The sequence below is a fragment of the Ancylobacter sp. IITR112 genome (genome assembly GCF_041415945.1).
Taxonomy (GTDB): Bacteria; Pseudomonadota; Alphaproteobacteria; order Rhizobiales; family Xanthobacteraceae; genus Ancylobacter.
The window spans coordinates 2,729,496-2,749,231 of record NZ_JBGCUS010000001.1; the positions used below are offsets into that span (position 1 = coordinate 2,729,496).

General features: G+C 68.7%; 23 protein-coding genes. 13 read left to right on the forward strand and 10 right to left on the reverse strand.

The features are described 5' to 3' along the window. Nucleotides 1–91: 91 nt before the first annotated feature. Nucleotides 92–706 carry a carbonic anhydrase gene (locus AAC979_RS13055; protein WP_371347309.1) on the reverse strand — a complete coding sequence of 205 codons (615 nt, stop codon included), beginning with the start codon at nt 704–706 and terminating at the stop codon, nt 92–94. Between the two features lie 110 nt (nt 707–816). Between AAC979_RS13055 and AAC979_RS13060 the strand changes: the two genes are divergently transcribed. Next, entirely contained in the window at nt 817–1,728 is a 912-nt protein-coding gene (locus AAC979_RS13060; protein WP_371347310.1) for an MBL fold metallo-hydrolase, read from the forward strand. Between the two features lie 6 nt (nt 1,729–1,734). Here the strand turns inward: AAC979_RS13060 and AAC979_RS13065 are convergent, their stop codons facing one another. Next, complete coding sequence (locus AAC979_RS13065; RefSeq protein WP_371347311.1) at nt 1,735–2,520, reverse strand: DUF1499 domain-containing protein; 786 nt, start codon at nt 2,518–2,520, stop codon at nt 1,735–1,737. 21 nt (nt 2,521–2,541) lie between these two features. Then, nucleotides 2,542–3,270, reverse strand: coding sequence for an HAD family hydrolase (locus AAC979_RS13070; RefSeq protein WP_371347312.1), 729 nt, complete (start codon nt 3,268–3,270; stop codon nt 2,542–2,544). Nucleotides 3,271–3,327: 57 nt separating this feature from the next. Between AAC979_RS13070 and AAC979_RS13075 the strand changes: the two genes are divergently transcribed. Both AAC979_RS13075 and AAC979_RS13080 read left to right on the forward strand, forming a co-directional pair. Further along, nucleotides 3,328–4,536, forward strand: a complete 1,209-nt coding sequence (locus AAC979_RS13075) for an extensin family protein (protein ID WP_371347313.1) — start codon at nt 3,328–3,330, stop codon at nt 4,534–4,536. Nucleotides 4,537–4,626: 90 nt separating this feature from the next. Beyond that, nucleotides 4,627–6,009 (forward strand): aminotransferase, encoded by a 1,383-nt coding sequence (locus AAC979_RS13080; protein ID WP_371347314.1) that lies wholly within the window; start codon nt 4,627–4,629, stop codon nt 6,007–6,009. 241 nt (nt 6,010–6,250) lie between these two features. On the opposite strand, the gene AAC979_RS13085 is transcribed toward AAC979_RS13080, so the two are convergent. Further along, nucleotides 6,251–6,853, reverse strand: coding sequence for a L,D-transpeptidase (locus AAC979_RS13085; protein ID WP_371347315.1), 603 nt, complete (start codon nt 6,851–6,853; stop codon nt 6,251–6,253). 215 nt (nt 6,854–7,068) lie between these two features. On the opposite strand from AAC979_RS13085, the gene AAC979_RS13090 reads away from it, so the two are divergent. Together AAC979_RS13090 and AAC979_RS13095 are read left to right on the forward strand one after the other, a co-directional pair. Further along, a complete protein-coding gene (locus AAC979_RS13090) occupies nt 7,069–7,395 on the forward strand; it encodes a hypothetical protein (RefSeq protein WP_371347316.1) in 327 nt (108 codons plus the stop codon). A gap of 204 nt (nt 7,396–7,599) precedes the next feature. Then, on the forward strand, nt 7,600–8,577 hold the full coding sequence (locus AAC979_RS13095) for a magnesium transporter CorA family protein (protein ID WP_371347317.1): 978 nt from the start codon (nt 7,600–7,602) through the stop codon (nt 8,575–8,577). Between the two features lie 172 nt (nt 8,578–8,749). On the opposite strand, the gene AAC979_RS13100 is transcribed toward AAC979_RS13095, so the two are convergent. Together AAC979_RS13100 and pdxH are read right to left on the reverse strand one after the other, a co-directional pair. Beyond that, nucleotides 8,750–9,490: an SDR family NAD(P)-dependent oxidoreductase gene (locus AAC979_RS13100; RefSeq protein ID WP_371347318.1), complete on the reverse strand. Its 741-nt coding sequence runs from the start codon at nt 9,488–9,490 to the stop codon at nt 8,750–8,752. A 63-nt stretch (nt 9,491–9,553) separates the two neighbouring features. Further along, the gene (gene pdxH, locus AAC979_RS13105) at nt 9,554–10,180 is read right to left on the reverse strand and encodes a pyridoxamine 5'-phosphate oxidase (RefSeq protein ID WP_371347319.1); all 627 of its coding nucleotides are present in this window, start codon (nt 10,178–10,180) and stop codon (nt 9,554–9,556) included. A 132-nt stretch (nt 10,181–10,312) separates the two neighbouring features. Here pdxH and AAC979_RS13110 point away from each other — a divergent pair, with 132 nt between their 5' ends. From AAC979_RS13110 to AAC979_RS13145, 8 genes are all read left to right on the forward strand, one after another. Beyond that, on the forward strand, nt 10,313–10,708 hold the full coding sequence (locus tag AAC979_RS13110; RefSeq protein WP_371347320.1) for an RT0821/Lpp0805 family surface protein: 396 nt from the start codon (nt 10,313–10,315) through the stop codon (nt 10,706–10,708). A gap of 102 nt (nt 10,709–10,810) precedes the next feature. Beyond that, nucleotides 10,811–11,761, forward strand: coding sequence for a DnaJ C-terminal domain-containing protein (locus AAC979_RS13115; RefSeq protein ID WP_371347321.1), 951 nt, complete (start codon nt 10,811–10,813; stop codon nt 11,759–11,761). Between the two features lie 118 nt (nt 11,762–11,879). Continuing rightward, the gene (fabI, locus tag AAC979_RS13120; protein WP_371349054.1) at nt 11,880–12,695 is read left to right on the forward strand and encodes an enoyl-ACP reductase FabI; all 816 of its coding nucleotides are present in this window, start codon (nt 11,880–11,882) and stop codon (nt 12,693–12,695) included. Nucleotides 12,696–12,722: 27 nt separating this feature from the next. Further along, entirely contained in the window at nt 12,723–13,343 is a 621-nt protein-coding gene (locus AAC979_RS13125; RefSeq protein WP_371347322.1) for a hypothetical protein, read from the forward strand. Next, nucleotides 13,340–13,927: a histidine phosphatase family protein gene (locus tag AAC979_RS13130; RefSeq protein WP_371347323.1), complete on the forward strand. Its 588-nt coding sequence runs from the start codon at nt 13,340–13,342 to the stop codon at nt 13,925–13,927. Before AAC979_RS13125 ends, AAC979_RS13130 begins: the two co-directional genes overlap by 4 nt. Before the next feature lie 24 nt (nt 13,928–13,951). Beyond that, complete coding sequence (locus AAC979_RS13135; protein WP_371347324.1) at nt 13,952–15,328, forward strand: M17 family metallopeptidase; 1,377 nt, start codon at nt 13,952–13,954, stop codon at nt 15,326–15,328. Between the two features lie 117 nt (nt 15,329–15,445). Continuing rightward, a complete protein-coding gene (locus AAC979_RS13140) occupies nt 15,446–15,796 on the forward strand; it encodes a MarR family transcriptional regulator (protein ID WP_371347325.1) in 351 nt (116 codons plus the stop codon). A 30-nt stretch (nt 15,797–15,826) separates the two neighbouring features. Beyond that, the gene (locus AAC979_RS13145) at nt 15,827–16,675 is read left to right on the forward strand and encodes a C40 family peptidase (RefSeq protein ID WP_371347326.1); all 849 of its coding nucleotides are present in this window, start codon (nt 15,827–15,829) and stop codon (nt 16,673–16,675) included. 98 nt (nt 16,676–16,773) lie between these two features. Here AAC979_RS13145 and AAC979_RS13150 read toward each other — a convergent pair whose 3' ends face one another. Genes AAC979_RS13150 through AAC979_RS13165 form a run of 4 tightly spaced genes read right to left on the reverse strand, consistent with a single transcriptional unit; the run spans nt 16,774 to nt 19,732 of the window. After that, nucleotides 16,774–17,436 carry an NUDIX domain-containing protein gene (locus AAC979_RS13150; protein WP_371347327.1) on the reverse strand — a complete coding sequence of 221 codons (663 nt, stop codon included), beginning with the start codon at nt 17,434–17,436 and terminating at the stop codon, nt 16,774–16,776. Then, nucleotides 17,433–19,052, reverse strand: coding sequence for an ABC transporter ATP-binding protein (locus tag AAC979_RS13155; protein WP_371347328.1), 1,620 nt, complete (start codon nt 19,050–19,052; stop codon nt 17,433–17,435). The genes AAC979_RS13150 and AAC979_RS13155 overlap by 4 nt, the downstream gene beginning before the upstream one ends. Continuing rightward, entirely contained in the window at nt 19,039–19,524 is a 486-nt protein-coding gene (locus AAC979_RS13160) for a type II toxin-antitoxin system VapC family toxin (protein ID WP_371347329.1), read from the reverse strand. The genes AAC979_RS13155 and AAC979_RS13160 overlap by 14 nt, the downstream gene beginning before the upstream one ends. Further along, the gene (locus AAC979_RS13165; RefSeq protein WP_371347330.1) at nt 19,511–19,732 is read right to left on the reverse strand and encodes a hypothetical protein; all 222 of its coding nucleotides are present in this window, start codon (nt 19,730–19,732) and stop codon (nt 19,511–19,513) included. The genes AAC979_RS13160 and AAC979_RS13165 overlap by 14 nt, the downstream gene beginning before the upstream one ends. Nucleotides 19,733–19,736 lie beyond the last annotated feature (4 nt).

Below are 19,736 nucleotides of genomic sequence, written 5' to 3' on the forward strand. Positions count from 1 at the left end.
CTCCCGCCTTATGGCTGATGGACCGGCAGCGCCGGTCGAGCGCCAAACGCGGGGTGCGGGGTGGAAGTTCCGGGCCTCTCAGCCAAAAGTATCAGGCCGGTGCGAAGGTGCCGTCGGGACGCAGCCGCTCCAGCACGCCAGTGGCGACGGCGAAATAGGCGCCCTGCAGGGCCAGCCTTCCGTCATCGAGCCGCTCGCGAACCCAGGGAAAGGTCGCGAGATTGCGCAGGGAGAGCTTGACGCACTGATATTCAAGAATGGTGCGCCGTTCGGCGGGATCGTCGCTGAGCTTGAGGGCGATGTCGCGCGCGGGAGAGCCGATGCGAATCCAGTCGGGCAGGAAGTCCTGCGCCTGCGGCGGCGCGCCGTCGATCATCGCGCCAGCGCCGCCGCACAGCGCATGGCCGAGAACCACGATCTCGCGCACTTCGAGCACACGGACGGCAAATTCGATGGCGGCGCTGGTTCCATGGTGCTGATGGTCCGGCGTGGAATAGGCCGGCACCAGATTGGCGACGTTGCGCACGACGAACAATTCGCCGGGGCCGGCGTCGAAGATCATCGTCGGATCGACCCGGCTGTCGGAACACGCGATGACCAGCGTCTGCGGCTTCTGGCCGAGAGCCGCGAGCTGTTCGAAAAGCGCCTTGCGTTCCGGCCAACCGGTGGCACGGAAGCGGCGATAGCCGTCGAGCAGTTTGTCCATCCCTCATCCTTGCGATAGCTAGTCCGCGCAGTAGCTGAATAGACGTGGCGGGCCCGGCGTGCAAACGGGCGCCGGGCGCATGCCCGCCATGACGGCGTCGGGAGGCACATATGGCGGACGACATTCCTTTCGAGCGGCGCTTCGAGGCGGTGCCGGGTGTCGTGGAAGCCGTGGCGCCGGGGGTGCGGCGGGTGCTGGCGCCCAATCCGGGGCCGTTCACCTTCACCGGCACCTGCACCTATATTGTCGGGCATGGCGAGGTGGCGGTCATCGACCCCGGCCCCGACGACGCCGTGCATGTCGCCGCCGTGCTGGCCGCGGTGGCGGACGAGACGGTGACGCACATCTTCCTCACCCACACCCATCGCGACCATAGCGGCGCGCTGGCGGCGCTCAAGGCGGCGACGGGCGCCCCGACCTATGCCGAGGGCCCGCATCGCGCCGCCCGCCCGCTGCACGCGCAGGAGGTCGGCACGCTCGATTCGGCCGGCGACCGCGGCTTTCTTCCCGATGTCGCGCTGGCCGACGGCGCCCGTGTGGAAGGTGGCGGCTGGACGCTGGAGGCGCTGGCGACGCCCGGTCACACCGCCAACCACATGGCCTTCGTGCTGGAAGAGGCCGGGGCGATCTTCGTCGGCGATCACGTGATGGGCTGGTCGACCACCGTGGTGGCGCCGCCGGACGGTGCGATGAACGACTATATGCACTCGCTGCGCCGGCTCGGCGAGCGGCCGGAAACGCTCTATCTGCCCGGACATGGCGGCGCCATCGCTCAGGGACCGGCCTTCGTGCAGCGCTTTCTGCGCCATCGGCAGGCGCGCGAGACCGCGATCCTGCGGGCGCTGGAAAAGGGCCCGCGCTCGATTCCGGAGATTGTGCGGGCGATCTATTTCGGCCTCGACCCGCGCCTCGCCGGCGCCGCCGGGCTCTCCACCCTCGCCCATCTCGAAGATCTGGTGGAGCGCGGCGACGTGCTCACCGAAGGCCCCGCCGTGCTGGCGGGCCTCTACCGGCTCGCCTGAGCGCGGTCAGCGGCGCGGCGGCCGCCCCTGCTGGTCGGCCAGCTCGGCGAAGAGCTGGGAAATGCGCCTTGCATTGGAGCCGAAATCGACATCGCCGCTGCGCGCCATCGAGCGGATATCGACCCGCGTGCCGGTGGCGATGGGTCGGACGCGGATCACCACATCGTCGCGCAGCCCGAAGGGCAGGCTGCGGGCCACCGCTTCCACCCGCCCGTCGCGCCCCTCGCGCGGCGGCACCGCCGCGACGATCAGCCATTTGTGCCGCTTGGCCAGGGCCAGAAGCCCGCGATAGATCTCCTCGGGCGGCGCGTCGAAGCTCATCGGCTTGATGCCGGGATAGAGATCGAGTTGCAGCATGGCCAGCCGCTCGCCGGGATAGGCGAGAGGATTGGCGGCGCGCGAGCGCACCGTGCCGAGGGTGACGAAGGCCGGCGGGTCTTCCATGTCGCTGGTCACGTCGGGCAGGTTGCGCACGCCCATGCCGAGCGCCGCGAGCGTCGCCGTCGGCATGATCAGCACCAGCGCCAGCGCCGCCGCGCCGATCACCCGCCACAGGCCCTTCAGCCCCTCGTTCCAGATCACCACGAAGCCGGCAAGCGCCAGCAGCAGCGCGAGCACCGCGACGGCGACCCCGGCCAGCACGGTGTAGAGCGCGCTGCGGAAATCCAGTGTCTCGGTGGCGAACAGCACCGCGCCGATAAAGGTGACGGGAAAGGCGAAGATGGCCGTGCGCAGGCTCCAGACGGCGAGCCGCGACATCCGCTCGTCAATGTAAAGCCGCCGGCGGATCATCGCTGCCACTCCCGCCCCCGTTCACGCCATAACAGGCCGGGGCTGCGCCGCGCCGAGAACCAGCGCGGCGAGTTCCTCGACCGTGTCGACAACGAGATCGGCCTCATGGGCGAAATCGTCCACCGGCGCGGGGCCGCAGCGCACCAGCACCGCCATCGCCCCCGCCGCCCGCGCGGTGTCAAGATCGTGCCGGGTGTCGCCGACCAGCGCGATGGCGGAGGCCGGCAGGCCGGTGTGCGCCGCGAAGGCCTCCACCATGCCCGGGGCGGGCTTCGAGCCATAGCCCGAATCATGGCCATAGACCGCGCTCAGATAGGGCATGAGACCGAGGCGGTCCGCCTGCAGCCTTGCATTGGGTTCGGCGTCATTGGTGGCGATGCCGAGCGGCAGCCCGCCGGCATGCAGCCGCGCCAGCGTCTCGGCCGGCCGGCCGATCGGGGTGAGGTAGCGCTCGCCTTCCTCGCAGAACAGCAGATCGACCTGATGATAGAAGGCTGCATCCGCCGCCCGCGCGAGAATCTCGGCCCAGAGCGGGCCATATTGCCGCGACGAGCCGGCGATCAGCGGCGAGCTCTGCAGGAAGCGCCGCTCATCCGCGACATAGTGGCTGGCGCGGAACAGCCGTTCCAGCACCGGCCCCTCCTCGCCGGCGAGGCGGCGCATCACCGCGCCGGCGGCGGGCCCCCAGGTGCTGTCGAAGTCGACAAGAGTACCATCCTTGTCGAACAGAATGGCGCGAGGAGCGTTCACAGTCTGTCGCAATCCAGTTTGCCCGGGTCCGTGAGCCGGCAGTGGAGGCCTGATAGCATGGATTTTCTCCGCCTCCCATCCGGCCGCCGCCGCGCCCTGTCCGGGCTTGCCGGCCTCGCGCTTCTGGCGGCGGGCGCTGGCCCCCTCGCCGCTGAACCCGCGCAGGAAATCAAGCGCTCCATTGATGAGGCCGGGACGGCGGTGAACCGCCAGCTCGGCGAATGGCTGGGCGTCGCGCCCGAGCGGCCGGCCCGGCGGCGCGTGTCGACCCGCCCGCGGGCGACGGCTGTTCCGCTGCCCCCTCCCCGGCCGGTGGATATGGACGCGATGTCCCCGGCCGACGCCCCGACGCCCGAGGCGGAACGGCCAGATTCCGCCGTTACGGTGCAGGATGATCGCGTCACCGCGCCCGCCGAGCTTCCGCCCCCGGCACAGGCGCCGGAGCGGGCGCCGGAACGGGCGGAGGTTCCGCTGCCGCCGCCGGGCCCCGAGCGCCAGCTCGCGGCGCTGCCGCCGCCCGCCGCATCGCCGCCCGAGGCCGCGCCCAGCCCCGCGCCCGTGCCGCAGACGACCGTGGCGACCATCTGCCCGGAACTGTCGAATGACGCGCTCGGCGTCTTCACCCCGGTGGAGGTCACCGCCACCAACACCGCCTGCACCGTCGACCGCGGCGTCGCCCTCTCCGCCGTGAGGATGAAGGACGGGCGGCTGGTGACGCTGGAACCAGCGGCGACGCTGCGTTGCGAAATGGCCGCCGCCGTGGCGCGCTGGGTCCGCGAGGGCGTCGCGCCGGCGGTGGCGACGCTCGGGGCGCCGCTTGACGCGGTGCTCGTCGCCGCCTCGCAGCAATGCCGGCCGCGCAACCGCGTCGCCGGCGCCAAGATCAGCGAGCATGGGCGCGGCAATGCGCTCGACATCAGCGGCTATAAGCTGCAGGACGGGCGGCGCTTCGTCATCGGCGCCCCAGTGCCCGGCAGCGGCGACCAGCCCATGCCGGTCGCGTTTCAGGAGCAGATCAAGGCCAGCGCCTGCGCTGATTTCACCACCATCCTCGGGCCGGGCTCGGACGGCTATCATGAACAGCATCTGCATGTGGACCGGGCGGAGCGGCGCAGCGGCGCGGTGCTGTGCCAATGGGCCGTTACGGAAGCGGGCGCCCGCGCGCCGCTGCCGCCCCGCAAGCCGCTGACGCCCGATCACGCCGACGAGCCGGACGAGGAAGGGCACGCCGCCGGTGCGACCGAAAAGCCCGGCACAAGTCAATAGAATGGCGGTTCCGACCAAGGGCGCGCTTCCGGGCCGGCCGTCGCGGCATTAGGGTGGGCACATTTCCACCCGGCCGGCGGAGTAGCTGCCATGCTTACCAATCTTCAGGCTCGCGACGTCGAGACGCTGATCCACCCCTATACCAATCTCGTGACCGTGCGTGAGACCGGGCCGCTGATCCTGGAGCGCGGCAAGGGCGTGTGGGTGCACGATGTCGACGGCAAGCCCTACCTCGAAGGCATGGCCGGCCTCTGGTGCACGGCGCTCGGCTACGGCAATGAAGAACTCGTCGAGGCGGCGGCGACGCAGATGCGCAAGCTGCCCTTCACCCATGTCTTCGGCGGCAAGAGCCACGACCCCGCGATCGAACTGGCGGAGAAGCTGAAGGAGATGGCGCCGGTGCCGATCTCCAAGGTGTTCTTCACCTGCTCGGGCTCCGAGGCCAACGACACCCAGATGAAGCTCGTCTGGTACATGAACAACGCGCTCGGCCGGCCGAAGAAGAAGAAGATCATCGCCCGCATGCGCGGCTATCACGGCGTCACCATCGCCGCCGCTTCACTGACCGGCCTCGCCGGCAACCATAATGATTTCGACCTGCCGATCGCCGGGGTCCGCCATACCACCTCGCCGCACCACTACCGGCTCGCCGAGCCCGGCGAGAGCGAGGCCGACTTCGCCACCCGCCTCGCCGACGACCTGGAGGCGCTGATCATCGCCGAGGGGCCGGAGACGGTCGCCGCCTTCATCGCCGAGCCGGTCATGGGCGCCGGCGGGGTGATCGTGCCGCCGGAAACCTACTATCCCAAGATCCAGGCGGTGCTGAAGAAGTACGATGTGTTCTTCATCGGCGACGAGGTGATCACCGGTTTCGGCCGTCTCGGCACTGCCTTCGGCAGCGAGGCGATGGAGATGCGCCCCGATTCGATCTCGGTCGCCAAGGCGCTGTCCTCGGCCTACCAGCCGATCGGCGCGGTGATGGTGCCGGAGCTGATGTATGAGGCGATGCTCACCGAGAGCAGCAAGCTTGGCAGCTTCGGCCATGGCTACACCTATTCCGGCCACCCCGTCGCGGCCGCCGTCGCGGTGAAGACGCTGGAAATCTACGAGCGCGAAAGCATTTTCGAGCGGGTGCGGGCGAAGATTCCGCAGTTCGACGCCCGCCGCGCCGCGCTGGAAGACCACCCGCTGGTCGGCGAGGCGCGCGGCAAGGGGCTGGTGGCCGGCATCGAGCTGGTGGCGGACAAGAAGACCAAGCACCAGTTCGACCCCAAGCTCGGCATGGCGGCCAAGTGCGTCGCCTTCTGCCAGCAGGAGGGGCTGATCCTGCGCAACGTCTTCGGCGACACCGTCACCATCTGCCCGCCGCTGGTCATCTCCCCGGCGGAGATCGACGAATTGTTCGACCGCCTCACCCGGGCGCTCGACAAGACGCTGGACTACGCCGTGCGCGAGAACCTGCTGGCGGCGTGACGTAACGGGGCCCCGGCCGAGCGCCGGGGCCCCGCCTTCCCGGCATGATGGCGGCGGTAAGCTCCTAGAGCGTTTTCGAGCGAAGTGGATACCGGTTCGCGTGAAGAAAACGCGACAAAAGAAAGAGTTAGAGCATTTCACTGTTTCCATGAAACAGTGAAATGCTCTGAAGCACCGCACCGACAAACAAAAAGGGCGCTGCCGGCGGCAGCGCCCTTTTCATTTGTACCCCTCGTGATCGTCAGAGGACGACGACGTTCGCGCCCTGCGGCACGCGGGTATAGAGGTCGATCACATCCTCATTGAGCATGCGGATGCAGCCGGAAGAGATGGCCCAGCCGATATATTCCGGCTGGTTGGTGCCATGGATGCGGAACAGCGTGTCCTTGTTGCCCTGGTAGAGATAGAGCGCGCGGGCACCCATCGGGTTGTGCGGGCCGGGGCCGACGAAGTTCGGAATGCCGCTGAGGCGCTGCTTGATTTCCGGCGTCGGAGTCCAGGTCGGCCACTCGGCCTTGCGGCCCACCTTGGCTTCGCCCTTGAAGGCGAGACCTTCTTCGCCGACCGTCACGCCGTAGCGGATGGCCTTGCCGTTATCCTCGACCAGATAGAGGAACTTCTTGTCGGTATCGACAACGATCGTGCCGGGCTTCTCGCTGCCGGAATAGTCGACGATCGCGCGCTGGTACATCTCCGGCGGCTGAACCTTCTTGTACGGCGCACTGGCCAGCAGCTTCTTGTCGCGAGGCGTCAGCGACGCCTCGGGAGCCGGCTGCCGCTGTGCATTGCTGCACGCCGCCAGAAGAACCGCCAACAGGACCACCGCCGCCCCGCGCAAAACCATTTTGAAAGCTCCGAATCCCGCCACGCGCCATGCGCGTCAAATCGCTCGCTGTCCGTCGATTAACCTATGTAGCACCCGCCTTGAAGGGGCCACATGAACGCCACCGCCTCGTCGCCATAACTTGTGGCTGAAAAACATCAGTTACGTTGGAAGAGGTGGGAAAACCCAGGAAGAAGCCGGCTATGCGTCGAGGGGCCTTATCTCGGACCCGGACTTTGCATATTTTTGACGCAGTCGACGCCCACTTCGTCGGCAGCCATCCGCGACCGCGGTGGTTCAACCTGGAGAGTGTCATGTCTACCGAAGAAGAAAGCCCGGCCCAACAGAGCCGCGCTCCCGAGAGCCGACCGAGCGAACGCTGGGACCGCGCCGAGCAGAGCGCACATTGGCGCGAGATCGGCATTTCCGCCGTGGCCGCTGCGGCCCGCTACGCCTCCTCCAACAAGACGGTATCCGATGCCCCCGTTTCGGGCGCGGCGCGGACCGATGATGCGGAAGCCAAAATCGTCACGCTTCGCGACGTAGAATATTTCGCGGCCTGAGGCCGCCTCCCCTTCAGAGCCGCTGAACGACGAACCGCTCCCCTCCGGGTGCTGCGCAGGCGCGCGCCCGGGCCGGAATGTCTCGCCTGATTCGCGCCGCGAAGACGGCCATGGTGCGGCCCTGCGCCTTCAGCGCGGGGCCGGCTGGAATCCGCTGGCGATCCAGAGCATGGTCGGCGCCGCCGCGACATAGCCGGAGGAGCCATGATCACCGCCTATTGCATCCGCGACGGACTGCTGGTCCCCGTTCCGGTGCGGAGCCTCGACGACATGCCGATGGATGCCGTCTGGGTGGATCTGTTCCGCCCCGGCGAGGGCGAGGACCGGATCATCGAGCAGGCGCTCGGGCTTTCCGTGCCGACGCGGGAGGAAATGGTCGAGATCGAACCCTCGAGCCGGCTGCGGGTGGAAAACGGCGCGCGCTACATGACCGGCGCCATCGTCTGCAACAGCGAGGGCGAGCGGCCGGCGCTGGCGGAAATCTCCTTCATTCTGGCCGGCAACCGGCTCACCACCGTGCGCTATGACGAGCCGACGCCGTTCCGCCTCGTCGTCGCGAAGCTCGACCGCGCCTGCCCGCCCGGCACGCGCGGCGACCGGCTGCTGCTGATCATGCTCGACACCATCATCGACCGCGCCGCCGACATCATCGAGCGCCTGTCCGGCGACATCGACGCCGTGTCGCGCCAGGTGTTCGAGGAGGGCTCGGGCCGGGCGGGCGACAGCCGGCGCTTCCGCGGCATATTGAAGGAACTGGGGCGGCGCGGCGATCTCGCCTCCAAGGTGCGCGAGAGTCTCGTCTCCATGGGCCGGCTCGTCACCTTCCTGTCCACCGAGGGCGAGGCCCAGCGTTTCGACAAGGACCAGCGCGCGCTGTTGAAGAGCATGCAGCGCGATGTCGGCTCGCTGAACGACCACGTCTCCTATCTCGGCAACAAGATCACCTTCCTGCTCGACGCCACGCTCGGCATGGTCGGCATCGAGCAGAACAACATCATCAAGATCTTCGCGGTGCTCTCGGTGGTGCTGATGCCGCCGACGCTCATCGCCTCGGTCTATGGCATGAACTTCCAGCACATGCCGGAGCTGGACGAAACCCTGGGCTACCCGCTGGCGCTGGCGGGCATGCTGGTGGCGGCGGTGGTGCCGTATCTGTTCTTCAAGTGGAAGCGGTGGCTGTAGAGGGCGCCGTCTCTCGCGCGACCGGCATCCCGGCCGGAGGTCATGATGTCATGCCCGGCTTCGGGGCCGAGCATCGCCGACGTGACCCGCTAAGACATGGATGGCCGGGTGAAGCCCGGCCATGACGCCGCCACGCGGGCGAGCAGGCTGCGGCACGCCGTCGGCCGCCGCCTCAGACGTGCTGGCCGCCATTGATGTGGATTTCCGCCCCGTTCAGATAGGACGAGGTCTCGGTGCACAGCACATAGATGATCTTCGCCACCTCGTCGGGCGTGCCGAGCCGCTGCATCGGGATCTGCTCGACCAGCTTCTCCGTGCCGGGCGAGAGGATCGAAGTGTCGATCTCGCCGGGGGCAATGGCGTTCACGCGCACGCCGAGCGGGCCGAAATCGGCCGCCATCTCGCGGGTGAGGCCGGCCAGCGCCGCCTTGGAGGTCGCATAGGCCGCCCCGGCGAAAGGATGCACCCGCGAGCCGGCGATGGAGGTGACGTTGACCACCGCGCCATGGGTGCGCTTCAGTTCCTCCAGCAGCCCGCGCGCCAACAGGATCGGCGCGAAGAAATTCACCTGGAACACCCGCCGCCAGTCTTCCTCCGGCGTGTTCAGCGTGCCGAGCCGCGCCCCGCCCGGTCCCTTCGGCGAAATGCCGGCATTGTTCACCAGCGCGTGCAGTTCGCCATTGGGCAGCCGGTTCCTGATCTCTTCCACCGCCCGCAGCGTGTCGGCGGGATCGGAGAGATCGACCTGGATATGGTCTTCCGGCCCCATCTCCCACGGGCAGTTTTCCGGGAAGGCGTGGCGCGAACAGGTGATGACGCGCCAGCCGGCGGCGGAGAACCGCTTGACGGTGGCATGACCGATGCCTCGCGAGGCGCCGGTGAGCAGGAGGGTGCGGCGGGGCTGGTTGTTCATGGGCGATGTTCTAGCTCAGCGACGAGGCGGTGTCAGGGACGGTGCCGCCGGGGGAAGAAACACTCAGGGATAAAGGCGCGTTTTGGACCATTCCGGCGCCTCGTCACTTTCGCGCGCGAAGACGACGCGATCATGCAGGCGGAACGGCCGGTCGTGCCAGAATTCGATCTGAAGCGGGCGGATGCGGAAGCCGGTCCAGTGCGGCGGGCGCGGCACGGCGCCCAGCGCGTACTGCGCGGTGACCTTCGCCACCGCGGCTTCCAGCGCGAAGCGCCCTTCCATCGGCCGCGACTGCTGGCTCGCCCAGGCGCCGATCTGCGACAGACGCGGACGCGAGGCGAAATAGGCGTCGGCCTCGGCCTCGCTCACCTGCTCCACCGGGCCGCGCACCCGCACCTGCCGCCGCAGCGATTTCCAGTGGAACACCACCGCCGCCTTGGGCACGGCGGCAAGCTCGCGCCCCTTGGCGCTGCCGGTATTGGTAAAGAACACGAAGCCGCGCGCGTCGCGCTGATTGAGCAGCACCATGCGGACATCGGGGAGCCCGTCGGCATCGACGGTCGCGAGCGCCATCGCGTTCGGATCGTTGGGCTCGCTCTCCTTGGCCTGGGCAAACCACTCCTCGAACAGCCGGAAAGGCTCGGTCGCGGCAGTGAAATCACCGGATGTTAACTGTTCGGACGCTTCCATAACGACATCTTCGGACGGTCGAGTACGGGACCCATGGACACGTTCCACAGGTGGCGGGAGCAGGCAATGCGCGAACGGAGCGGCGCGCGCCTTCCATATACGCTCCCGGCATCCTTCCGCCCAGCACCCCGCGTGCTCACTTTGGTCGGTGTAGCCCTGCTTGTCGGCGGCTGCTCTACCGGCCCTGATCTCGATACGCTGGCCACCGGCTCGGTGCCGGCGAGCGCCTATGCCCGCGAGCCGGTGCCGAAGGGCATCGCCCCCGACGACTGGGCCGCCGCCCGCACCGCCCTCGCCGAGGCGCTGCACGAGAAGGACGCGGCGCCGAGCGTGCCGTGGGAGAACCTGGCCAGCGCCACCCGCGGCACGGTGACCCCGCTCGGCGAAATCGGCGACGGCGGAAAATGCCGCGAATTCCTGATGAGCTTCGTGCGCGACAGCCGCGAGGACTGGCTGCAGGGCGAGGCCTGCCGTTCCGGCAAGAGCGGATGGAAGGTGGATCAGGCCCGCCTGCTCGACCGCACTTGAATCCGCCACGCGCCGCCAACTCCGCGCGCGCCGGCCGTTGCATCCCCGCAACACCCTCCCTACATGCAAGGGAGCCGGAACCGCCGGACGAGATTACCATACATGCGCGATCCCTATGACATTCTCGGCGTTGCCCGCTCCGCCGACCAGAACGACATCAAGCGGGCCTTCCGCAAGCTCGCCAAGAAGCTGCATCCGGACGCCAACAAGGACAGCCCGAAGGCGCAGGAGCAGTTTGCCGAACTGAACGCCGCCCACGAGATTCTCTCCGACCCGGAGAAGCGCGCGCAGTTCGACCGCGGCGAGATCGACGCGGAAGGCAAGCCGCGCGGCTTCGAAGGCTTCCCCGGCGGCGGCTTCAATCGCGGATTCCGCCGCCCCCCGCCGGGGGACGCGGCCTATGAGAGCTTCTCCTTCGGTCCGGAAGGCGCGCGCCGCTCCGGCCATGGCCCGCACGATGCCGGGGGCTTCGACGATGTGATCGCCGACATTCTCGGCGGGCTCGGCGGGCGCGGCCGGGCGCGCGGCGCCGGCGGCGAGATGCCGCGCGGCGGCGATGTCGACATCACCGTGCCGGTGGCGCTGGAGCGCATCGTCGAGGGCGGATCGGTCAAGGTCCATCTGCCCAATGGCCGCACCGTCGAAGTGAAGATCCCGGCCGGGGCGGTCGAAGGCCATCGCATGCGGCTGAAAGGCCAGGGCGAGCCGAGCCCGTTCGGTGGGGCACCGGGTGACGCCTATGTGGTGGTCGCCTATGCGCCGCACCGGCATTTCCGCATCGAGGGATCGGATCTGCGCACCGATGTGGCGCTGCCGCTCGCCGACGCGGTGCTCGGCGGCAAGGTGCGGGTGCCGACGCTCGGCGGCGAGGTGTCGCTTTCCGTACCGGCCCACACCCAGTCGGGCCGTACCTTCCGCCTGCGCGGCAAGGGGCTGCCAAAGGCGGAGGGCGGCGCGGGCGACCTGCTGGCGACCATGCGCATCATGTTGCCCGACGCGCCGGACCCGCAGCTTGAGGACCTGATGCGCCGCCGCCGCGACGCTACTTCCTGAGCCATCTCCGCGACGGAAACGGGCCGCGCGCCACCGCTCGCTTGAGCGGTTCTTGCTGCTGTGCGATAGGAACCTGCGCCCGGAAAGACGGGCAACGGTACGGAGCATCGTGACGAGCATGGCATCGGGCGGATTGATGAGCGGCAAGCGCGGCCTGGTGATGGGAGTGGCGAATAATCGCTCCATCGCCTGGGGCATCGCGAAGGCGGCCCGCGCGCAGGGGGCGACGCTTGCCCTCACCTATCAGGGCGAACCGCTGCGCAAGCGCGTGGAGCCTCTCGCCGCCGAACTCGACGCCGCCATTGTCGGCCATTGCGATGTCACCGACCCCGCGACCATCGACGCGGTGTTCGCCGAGACCGAGCGCCAGCTCGGCGGGCTGGACTTTCTGGTCCACGCCATCGCCTTCTCGGACAAGAACGAGCTCGACGGGCGCTATGTCGACACCACGGCGGAGAATTTCAGCAAGACCATGCTGATCTCCTGCTACAGCTTCACCGCCGTCGCCCAGCGCGCCGAGAAGCTGATGACCAATGGCGGCTCGATGCTGACGCTGACCTATTACGGCGCCGAGAAGTGGATGCCGCATTACAATGTGATGGGCGTCGCCAAGGCCGCGCTGGAGGCGAGCGTGCGCTACCTCGCCGCCGATCTCGGCCCGAAAAACATCCGCGTCAACGCCATCTCCGCCGGTCCGATCAAGACGCTGGCGGCTTCCGGCATCGGCGATTTCCGCTACATTCTCAAGTGGAACGAGCTGAACGCCCCGCTGCGCCGTACCGTCACCATCGACGAGGTCGGCGATACCGGCATGTACCTGCTCTCCGATCTCGGCCGCGCCGTCACCGGCGAGGTGCACCATGTCGACGCCGGCTACCATATTGTCGGCATGAAGAACCCCGACGCGCCCGACCTCACCCTCGAACGCGACTGAGCCGATCCCCCCAGCGGAGCACGCGCCATGATGAAGGCCCGCCTGAAGACGCTTCTGAATTCGCGCGCCCGAACCCGCCTCGCCGCCGCCCTTCTGCTGGCGGCGGCCGGCCTCGGCCCGGCGGCGGCGCAGTCCGGCCCGATCATCATCAATCCGCCGCCGGGCTCGGGGCTCTCGAACCTGCCCTATATTCCCCCGCCGGACGCGCAGGACAGCGGCGTGCCGCCGACCTTCCAGCAATATCCGCTGCTCGACCGCATTTTCGGCTTCGGCGGCGCCATCTTCCCCGGCTATGTCAGCCCGAGCGACGGACAGAACGACCGCGACCGCCGCGGCTTTCTCACCGGCGGGCGGCAGGGCGCGGTGCTGTTCGCCGCCGGCTCGGCCGATTCGCTGTGTCAGATGACCCAGGCCCCGCAGGTGAAGGTGCTGTCCGCTCCGCCCGGCGTGAAGCTCAATTTCAGCATCGGCAAGTTCACCGCCACCGGCGTCGACGGCGGCTCGCATCGCTGCCTCGGCCGCACGGTCGGCGGTGTGCTCGTCACCGCCAAGGGCCGCGCCCCCGCCGGCGCCACCGCGACGCTGCGCGTGTCCTATCCGTTCAAGCGGATCAGCTACACCCATGTCGTGAGCCTGCCGTCCAAATGACCCGGCGGATCTTTCTGGTGCGGCACGGCGAGACCGACTGGAACCTCGCCGGCCGCCTGCAGGGCACGAACGACATCCCGCTCAATGATCTCGGGCGCGAGCAGGCGGCGGAAACGGCGCGGGTGGTGGAACGCCTGAGCGGCGGGGCGCGTCATCTCGACTTCGTCGCGAGCCCGCTCAGCCGCGCCGCCCAGACCATGGCGATCCTGCGTGCGGAACTCGGCCTGTCGCCCGATGCCTTCCGCCGCGACGCGCGGTTGCGCGAAATCAGCTTCGGCCGCTGGGAGGGCTCGACCTGGCCGGAGCTGCGTCGGCGCGATCCCGTGAGCCTCGCCGCGCGCGACGCCGATCCCTGGAACTTCACCCCGCCCGGCGGAGAGAGCTACGCCGCCCTCTCCACCCGGGTGCTGGACGCTATCGCCGAATTGCCGGGCGACAGCGTCGTCGTCACGCATGGCGGCGTGGTGCGGGCCATGCTGCACGCCTTCGCCGGCATGCCGCCGGCCCAGGCGGTCGAGCTGCCGGTACGCCAGGGGGCGGTCTATCTCATCGAGAACGGCGCGTTCGAACTCGCCGTCGCCTGAACCGAGACAAGAGGCCTGAGCCGAATGGGCGCCCAGTTGATCCGTGCCGACGAGGCCCGCTCCCCCCGCCCGATCTGGTGCGTCACCCCGCAGAACTGGCGCGAGGTGGCGAGCGGGCTGCCCGCCCCGGCGCTCTCCTTCGGCGAGGCGACCGGCTTCAAGGCGGAGAGCGGCGCGCTGCTGGTGCTGCCCTCGGCGGATGGGGCGATCGCCGGAATCCTGTTCGGCTGCGAAGGCACGCCGCGCGACCCGCTCAGCTTCGGCAAGCTGGCGACCGCGCTGCCGGCGGGCGACTATGTCATCGCCCATCCGCCCGCCGACCCCCGGCTTGCCGCGCTCGGCTTTCTGCTCGGCGGTTATCGCTTCACCCGCTACGGCAAGCGCCCCGTGGCCGATGTGCGTCTCGTGGTGCCGGAGGGAACCGACGAGACCGCTCTGCGCCGTACCGCCGAGGCGGTGACGCTCACCCGCGACCTCGTCAACACCCCGGCCAACGACCTCGGACCGGCCGAGATCGAGGCGGCGGTGCGCACCCTCGCCTCGCGTTTCGGCGGGCAGGTGAAGGTGACGACGGGCGACGATCTGCTCGCCGCCAATTTTCCGCTGATCCATGCGGTCGGCCGCGCCTCGCCGCGCGCGCCGCGCCTGATCGACCTCGCCTGGGGCGATCCCGGCGCGCCCAAGGTCACGCTGGTCGGCAAGGGCGTCGCCTTCGACACGGGCGGGCTCGACATCAAGCCGTCGAGCGGCATGCTGCTGATGAAGAAGGACATGGGCGGCGCCGCTAACGCCATCGGCCTCGCGCAGATGATCATGGCGCGCGGGCTCAAGCTGCGGCTGCGCCTCATCGTGGCGGCGGTGGAGAACGCCATTGACGGCTCCGCCTTCCGCCCCGGCGACGTGTTCGCCTCGCGCAAGGGCCTCACCGTCGAGATCGGCAACACCGATGCCGAAGGCCGGCTGATCCTCGCCGATGCGCTGAGCCTCGCCGATGAGGAAGCCCCGGAACTGCTGGTCGATTTCGCCACGCTCACCGGTGCGGCGCGTGTCGCGCTCGGCCCGCAACTGCCGCCGGCCTATACGGACGACGACACCCTCGCCGCCGATCTCGCCCGGCACGGCGCGGCGGAGGCCGACCCCTGCTGGCGGATGCCGCTGTGGCAGCCCTATGCCTCCATGCTCGACAGCAAGATCGCCGATCTCAACAACGCGCCAGCCGGCGGCTTCGCCGGCTCGATCACCGCCGCGCTGTTCCTGCAGCGCTTCGTCGCCCGCGCCGGCTCCTGGCTGCATCTCGACATCTTCGCCTGGAACCCCTCCTCCCGCGCCGGCCGCCCCGAAGGCGGCGAGGCCCAGACCATCCGCGCGCTCGACGCGCTGCTGGCGGAGCGCTATGGCTGACGAAAGGTCAGCCAAACGCCCCCGCTCGCGCGGGTGTTAATGGTTTCTTGGTCGCCGAACCGCCATAGTCCGGGAAACAATCCGCAACCGTAACGATTGCGGACCGGGGACAGGCCAATGGCGGTCGAGCTGCGTCCATCGCAGGCGTTGCGTCTCCTGCACGAGCTGTCCCTCGCGCAGGTGCGCGACGACGCGCCCGATCTCAGCCCGCGCCAGCTTGCCATCCTGCTCAGCGTCTATCTGGAAGCGCCGCCGCACACGGTGCGCGGCCTCGCCGCCCGGCTCGGCGTGACCAAGCCCGTCATCACCCGCGCGCTCGACACGATGGGCCAGTTGCGGCTGGTGTCGCGCCGGCGCGACGAGGCGGACCGGCGCAATGTCATCATCCAGCGCACCGTCGAAGGGGCGCTGTTTCTGGAGCGGCTCGGCGATCTCGTCGTGGCCACCGCGCGCGGCCTGCCACGCTGAACCTCGCCTCACCTCGCGCAGGAGCGTCCTGTGACCTTCGATCCCCGTCTCACCCCCGCCCGGCCCGACCTTGCCGCGCGCCATCTCGACGGCGTGGTGCCGGCAGCGCGCTATGTCGACGGGGTGACGCACCGCACGCGCCGCCCCACCGCGCCGGTACGCGCGACGCCGGACCCTATGGCGCCACTGGTGACGGAGGCGCTATCAGGCGAGAGCGTGACCGTCTACGAGACCACCGACGAGGGCTGGGCCTGGGGCCAGCTCGATGCGGATGGCTATGTCGGCTGGCTCCCGGCCGGGGCACTCGTCCCGGCGGGGCCGGCGCCGACGCACAAGGTGGCGGCGCTGCGAACCCCGGTCTTTCCCGGCGCCTCGATCAAGCTGCCGCCGCGCGAACTTCTGTCTTTCGGCAGCCATGTCGCCATCGTCGAGACGCGCGAGCGCTTCGCGGTGACGGAGGATGGCGGCTTCATCTTCGCCGCCCATCTCGCCCCGCTCGACAGCTTCGAGGCGGATGTCGTCGCGGTGGCGGCCCGCTTCCTCGGCGCCGCCTATCTCTGGGGCGGGCGCTCAAGCCTGGGGCTTGACTGTTCCGGCCTCGTGCAGGCGGCGCTCACCGCCTGCGGCATCCCCTGCCCGCGCGATACCGACATGCAGGAAGCCGCGCTCGGGGTACCCGTCGCCTTTTCCGGCGACCTCGGCGAACTCCGGCGCGGCGACCTGCTGTATTGGCCGGGCCATGTCGGCCTTGTCGCGGGGGGCGCGACCCTGCTCCACGCCACCGCGCATTTCATGTCCGTGGTGCGCGAACCGCTGGACACCGCGCTCACGCGCATCGCGGCCAGTGGCACAAAGCTGCGCAGCGTCCGCCGTCTTTAGAGCGTTTTCGAGCGAAGTGGATACCGGTTCGCGTGAAGAAAACGCGACAAAAGAAAGAGTTAGAGCATTTCACTGTTTCCATGAAACAGTGAAATGCTCTAACCGTTCGCCGCGACGAAGGCGTCCACCCGCGCCCGGTTGAGCGCGAACCATTGCAGCGCGATCAGCACGAAGCCATTGGCGAAGGGCGCCGGAAACGGCGCGGAAAGACCGGCCAGCGCCGCGTCCACCGGCAGCAGGAAGGGCCGCGTCAGCTCGGTCTCGCCAGGTTCTCCCGCCACATCGGGCACGGCGGTGGAATCGACCAGGCCGAGATAGACGGTGGCGAACTCGTCCGTCACGCCGGGCGTGGGGAGAAAGCGGGTGATGGGCAGCAAGGCGCGCGGGGCGACGCCGATTTCCTCCCTGCATTCGCGGCGGGCGGCGGCTTCCGGCTCCTCTCCCGCATCCATGATGCCGGCGGTGATCTCCACAAGCTCCCCGGCGCCGGTCGCGAGATGCGCGCCGAGGCGGAACTGGCGGATCAGCACGAAGCAGGCCGCCGCCGGATCATAGGCCAGCACGCCGACCACCGGCCCGACGCGCAGAATGTCCCGCCGCTGGCGCAGCGGCGCACCGCCCGCTCCCTCGAAGGTGGCGATGAAGCGGTGATAGGGCCGGAAACCCGCGCCGACGCTTTCCGGCACCGTCAGATCGAGGGCGATGGCGCGGTCCGCGAGCTCGCCGAGGCTCGCGCGCCCGGCCTTGGCGTCGACACTCATAGAGGCGCCGCCTCCATGTCGAAAGCCGCGGCGAACAGGGCGCGGGTGTACTCCGTCTTCGGCCGGGCGAACAGCTCGGTGGCGGGGCCTTCTTCCACCACCACCCCGCCTTTCATCACCATCACCCGCGAGGCGAGCGCCGCGACCACGCGCAGATCATGGCTGATGAACAGATAGGTGAGGCCGCGCTTCTCCTGCAGATCGCGCAGCAGGTCGACGATCTGCGCCTGGACGATCATGTCCAGCGCGCTGGTCGGCTCGTCCAGCACGATGAAGGAGGGCTCCAGCACGATGGCGCGGGCAATGGCGATGCGCTGGCGCTGGCCGCCGGAGAACTCGTGGGGGTAGCGGTGCCGGGCCTCGGGATCGAGCCCGACATCGCCGAGCGCGGCGACGACGCGGGCGTCCCGCTCTTCGGCCGAGAGCCCGGGCTGATGCACCCGCAGCCCCTCGCCAATGATGTCGGCGACCGACATGCGCGGGCTGAGCGAGCCGAACGGATCCTGAAACACCACCTGCATGGCCTGCCGGCGCGCCCGCATCTGCCGGAAGCCGAGCTTGTCGATGGGATCGCCCATGAACACGATCGGGCCGTCGCTGGAAATCAGCCGCAGCAAAGCGAGGCCGAGCGTCGTCTTGCCCGAGCCGCTCTCGCCCACCACGCCCAGCGTCTCGCCGCGGCGGATCTCCACCGAGATGCCGTCGACCGCCTTGATATGGCCGACGGTGCGGCGCATCACCCCGGCCTTGATCGGGAACCAGACCTTGAGCCTACTTGTCTCCAGCACGATGGGGGCTTCCGGGTGCGGTGCGGCCGGGTTGCCGCGTGGCTGGGCGGCGATGAGCGCCTGCGTATAGGGATGGCGGGGCTGGGCGAACAGTTCGGCCACCCCGCCCTCCTCGACGATGCGGCCGTGATTCATCACGCAGACCCGGTCGGCGATCTTGCGCACGATGCCGAGATCATGGGTGATGAACAGCATCGCCATGCCGAGCCGGCGCTGCAATTCTTTCAGCAGCTTGAGGATCTGCGCCTGTACGGTGACATCCAGCGCGGTGGTCGGCTCGTCGGCGATAAGCAGTTGCGGCTCATTGGCGAGCGCCATGGCGATCATCACCCGCTGGCGCTGACCGCCGGAGAGCTGGTGCGGATAGGAGCCGAGCCGCGTTTCCGGCTCGGGAATGCCGACTTCGGTGAGCAGTTCGATCACCCGCGCCCGCGCTGCCGGCCCGCGCATGCCGCGATGCAGGAACAGGATCTCGGCGATCTGCTGCTCCACCGTGTGCAGCGGGTTGAGCGAGCTCATCGGCTCCTGGAACACCATGGTGATGTCGTTGCCACGCACCCGGCGGATGGCGTTCTCGTCGAGGGCGAGCAGATTCTCGCCCTGGAAGACGACCTCGCCGGAGGGATGGCTGGCGGCGGGGTAGTGCAGCAGCTTGAGGATGGAGAGCGCGGTGACCGACTTGCCGGAGCCGCTTTCCCCAACCAGCGCCACCGTCTCGCCCCGGCGCACATCGAAGGACACGCGGTCGACCGCCAGCGTCGACCGCCCGCCCTGGGCGAAGGCGACGGAGAGGTCACGGACGGAGAGAAGGGGATCAGATGGGGGCAAAGGGATATCTCCTCCCTAGTTCATCTAGAACGTCGTCGGTGAGGACGAGCACCTCGACACCGTAATCACCATTCAAGCGCCGCTCGCACGTCAGGAATTGCGCACACCGCGCCGCCTTGGCAGACGCCAAATGTATGGCATCAGGAAGCTTGAGCGACTTATTCAGAGCTCTCAACAGAGCTGCATTGCGCAGTATCGACCGACTCACCGGAACGACATCCATGTGCCGGTTCGGCAGGGTCCAGCTTTCGTAAAGCTGAATGAGTTCATCGTTGCGCGCCTCGATCGGTGCAACAAGCAACTCCGCCAATGTCAGCTCGCTCGTCGCGAAAATGGGCTGCGGAGCACGCCATCCGGAGAGGAGCAACGCTGTCAGCCCGGCGCGACGGTGGGAAGGCCCTTCGAACGTCTCGATGAAAACATTGGTATCCCAATAGATTCGTGGAGACGAACGGCGCTCAGTCCCACTCATCTCTCAACTTTCTGATGCGGGCCACCGGGTCGTCACCGATCGGGGAAACCCGACCCGCGAGTTCGAGAAGTTCCTTCAGGCGCTCATCCGATGCGTCCGGCGGCGAGACCGCTTCGATAATCAACCGGACTCGCCCAGTCCGCTCCAGCCCTTCTCGTAGGTCGGCAGGAAGTCTTTCGACGGGATAGTTGTCGACGATCTTGTTCATCGTT

Bases quoted from the DNA above. Each gene is read 5' to 3' on its own strand.
- AAC979_RS13055 (WP_371347309.1), bottom strand. From the start codon at position 706: ATGGACAAACTGCTCGACGGCTATCGCCGCTTCCGTGCCACCGGTTGG.
- AAC979_RS13060 (WP_371347310.1), top strand. From the start codon at position 817: ATGGCGGACGACATTCCTTTCGAGCGGCGCTTCGAGGCGGTGCCGGGT.
- AAC979_RS13065 (WP_371347311.1), bottom strand. From the start codon at position 2,520: ATGATCCGCCGGCGGCTTTACATTGACGAGCGGATGTCGCGGCTCGCC.
- AAC979_RS13075 (WP_371347313.1), top strand. From the start codon at position 3,328: ATGGATTTTCTCCGCCTCCCATCCGGCCGCCGCCGCGCCCTGTCCGGG.
- AAC979_RS13080 (WP_371347314.1), top strand. From the start codon at position 4,627: ATGCTTACCAATCTTCAGGCTCGCGACGTCGAGACGCTGATCCACCCC.
- AAC979_RS13085 (WP_371347315.1), bottom strand. From the start codon at position 6,853: ATGGTTTTGCGCGGGGCGGCGGTGGTCCTGTTGGCGGTTCTTCTGGCG.
- AAC979_RS13095 (WP_371347317.1), top strand. From the start codon at position 7,600: ATGATCACCGCCTATTGCATCCGCGACGGACTGCTGGTCCCCGTTCCG.
- AAC979_RS13100 (WP_371347318.1), bottom strand. From the start codon at position 9,490: ATGAACAACCAGCCCCGCCGCACCCTCCTGCTCACCGGCGCCTCGCGA.
- pdxH (WP_371347319.1), bottom strand. From the start codon at position 10,180: ATGGAAGCGTCCGAACAGTTAACATCCGGTGATTTCACTGCCGCGACC.
- AAC979_RS13115 (WP_371347321.1), top strand. From the start codon at position 10,811: ATGCGCGATCCCTATGACATTCTCGGCGTTGCCCGCTCCGCCGACCAG.
- fabI (WP_371349054.1), top strand. From the start codon at position 11,880: ATGGCATCGGGCGGATTGATGAGCGGCAAGCGCGGCCTGGTGATGGGA.
- AAC979_RS13125 (WP_371347322.1), top strand. From the start codon at position 12,723: ATGATGAAGGCCCGCCTGAAGACGCTTCTGAATTCGCGCGCCCGAACC.
- AAC979_RS13130 (WP_371347323.1), top strand. From the start codon at position 13,340: ATGACCCGGCGGATCTTTCTGGTGCGGCACGGCGAGACCGACTGGAAC.
- AAC979_RS13135 (WP_371347324.1), top strand. From the start codon at position 13,952: ATGGGCGCCCAGTTGATCCGTGCCGACGAGGCCCGCTCCCCCCGCCCG.
- AAC979_RS13140 (WP_371347325.1), top strand. From the start codon at position 15,446: ATGGCGGTCGAGCTGCGTCCATCGCAGGCGTTGCGTCTCCTGCACGAG.
- AAC979_RS13150 (WP_371347327.1), bottom strand. From the start codon at position 17,436: ATGAGTGTCGACGCCAAGGCCGGGCGCGCGAGCCTCGGCGAGCTCGCG.
- AAC979_RS13160 (WP_371347329.1), bottom strand. From the start codon at position 19,524: ATGAGTGGGACTGAGCGCCGTTCGTCTCCACGAATCTATTGGGATACC.
- AAC979_RS13165 (WP_371347330.1), bottom strand. From the start codon at position 19,732: ATGAACAAGATCGTCGACAACTATCCCGTCGAAAGACTTCCTGCCGAC.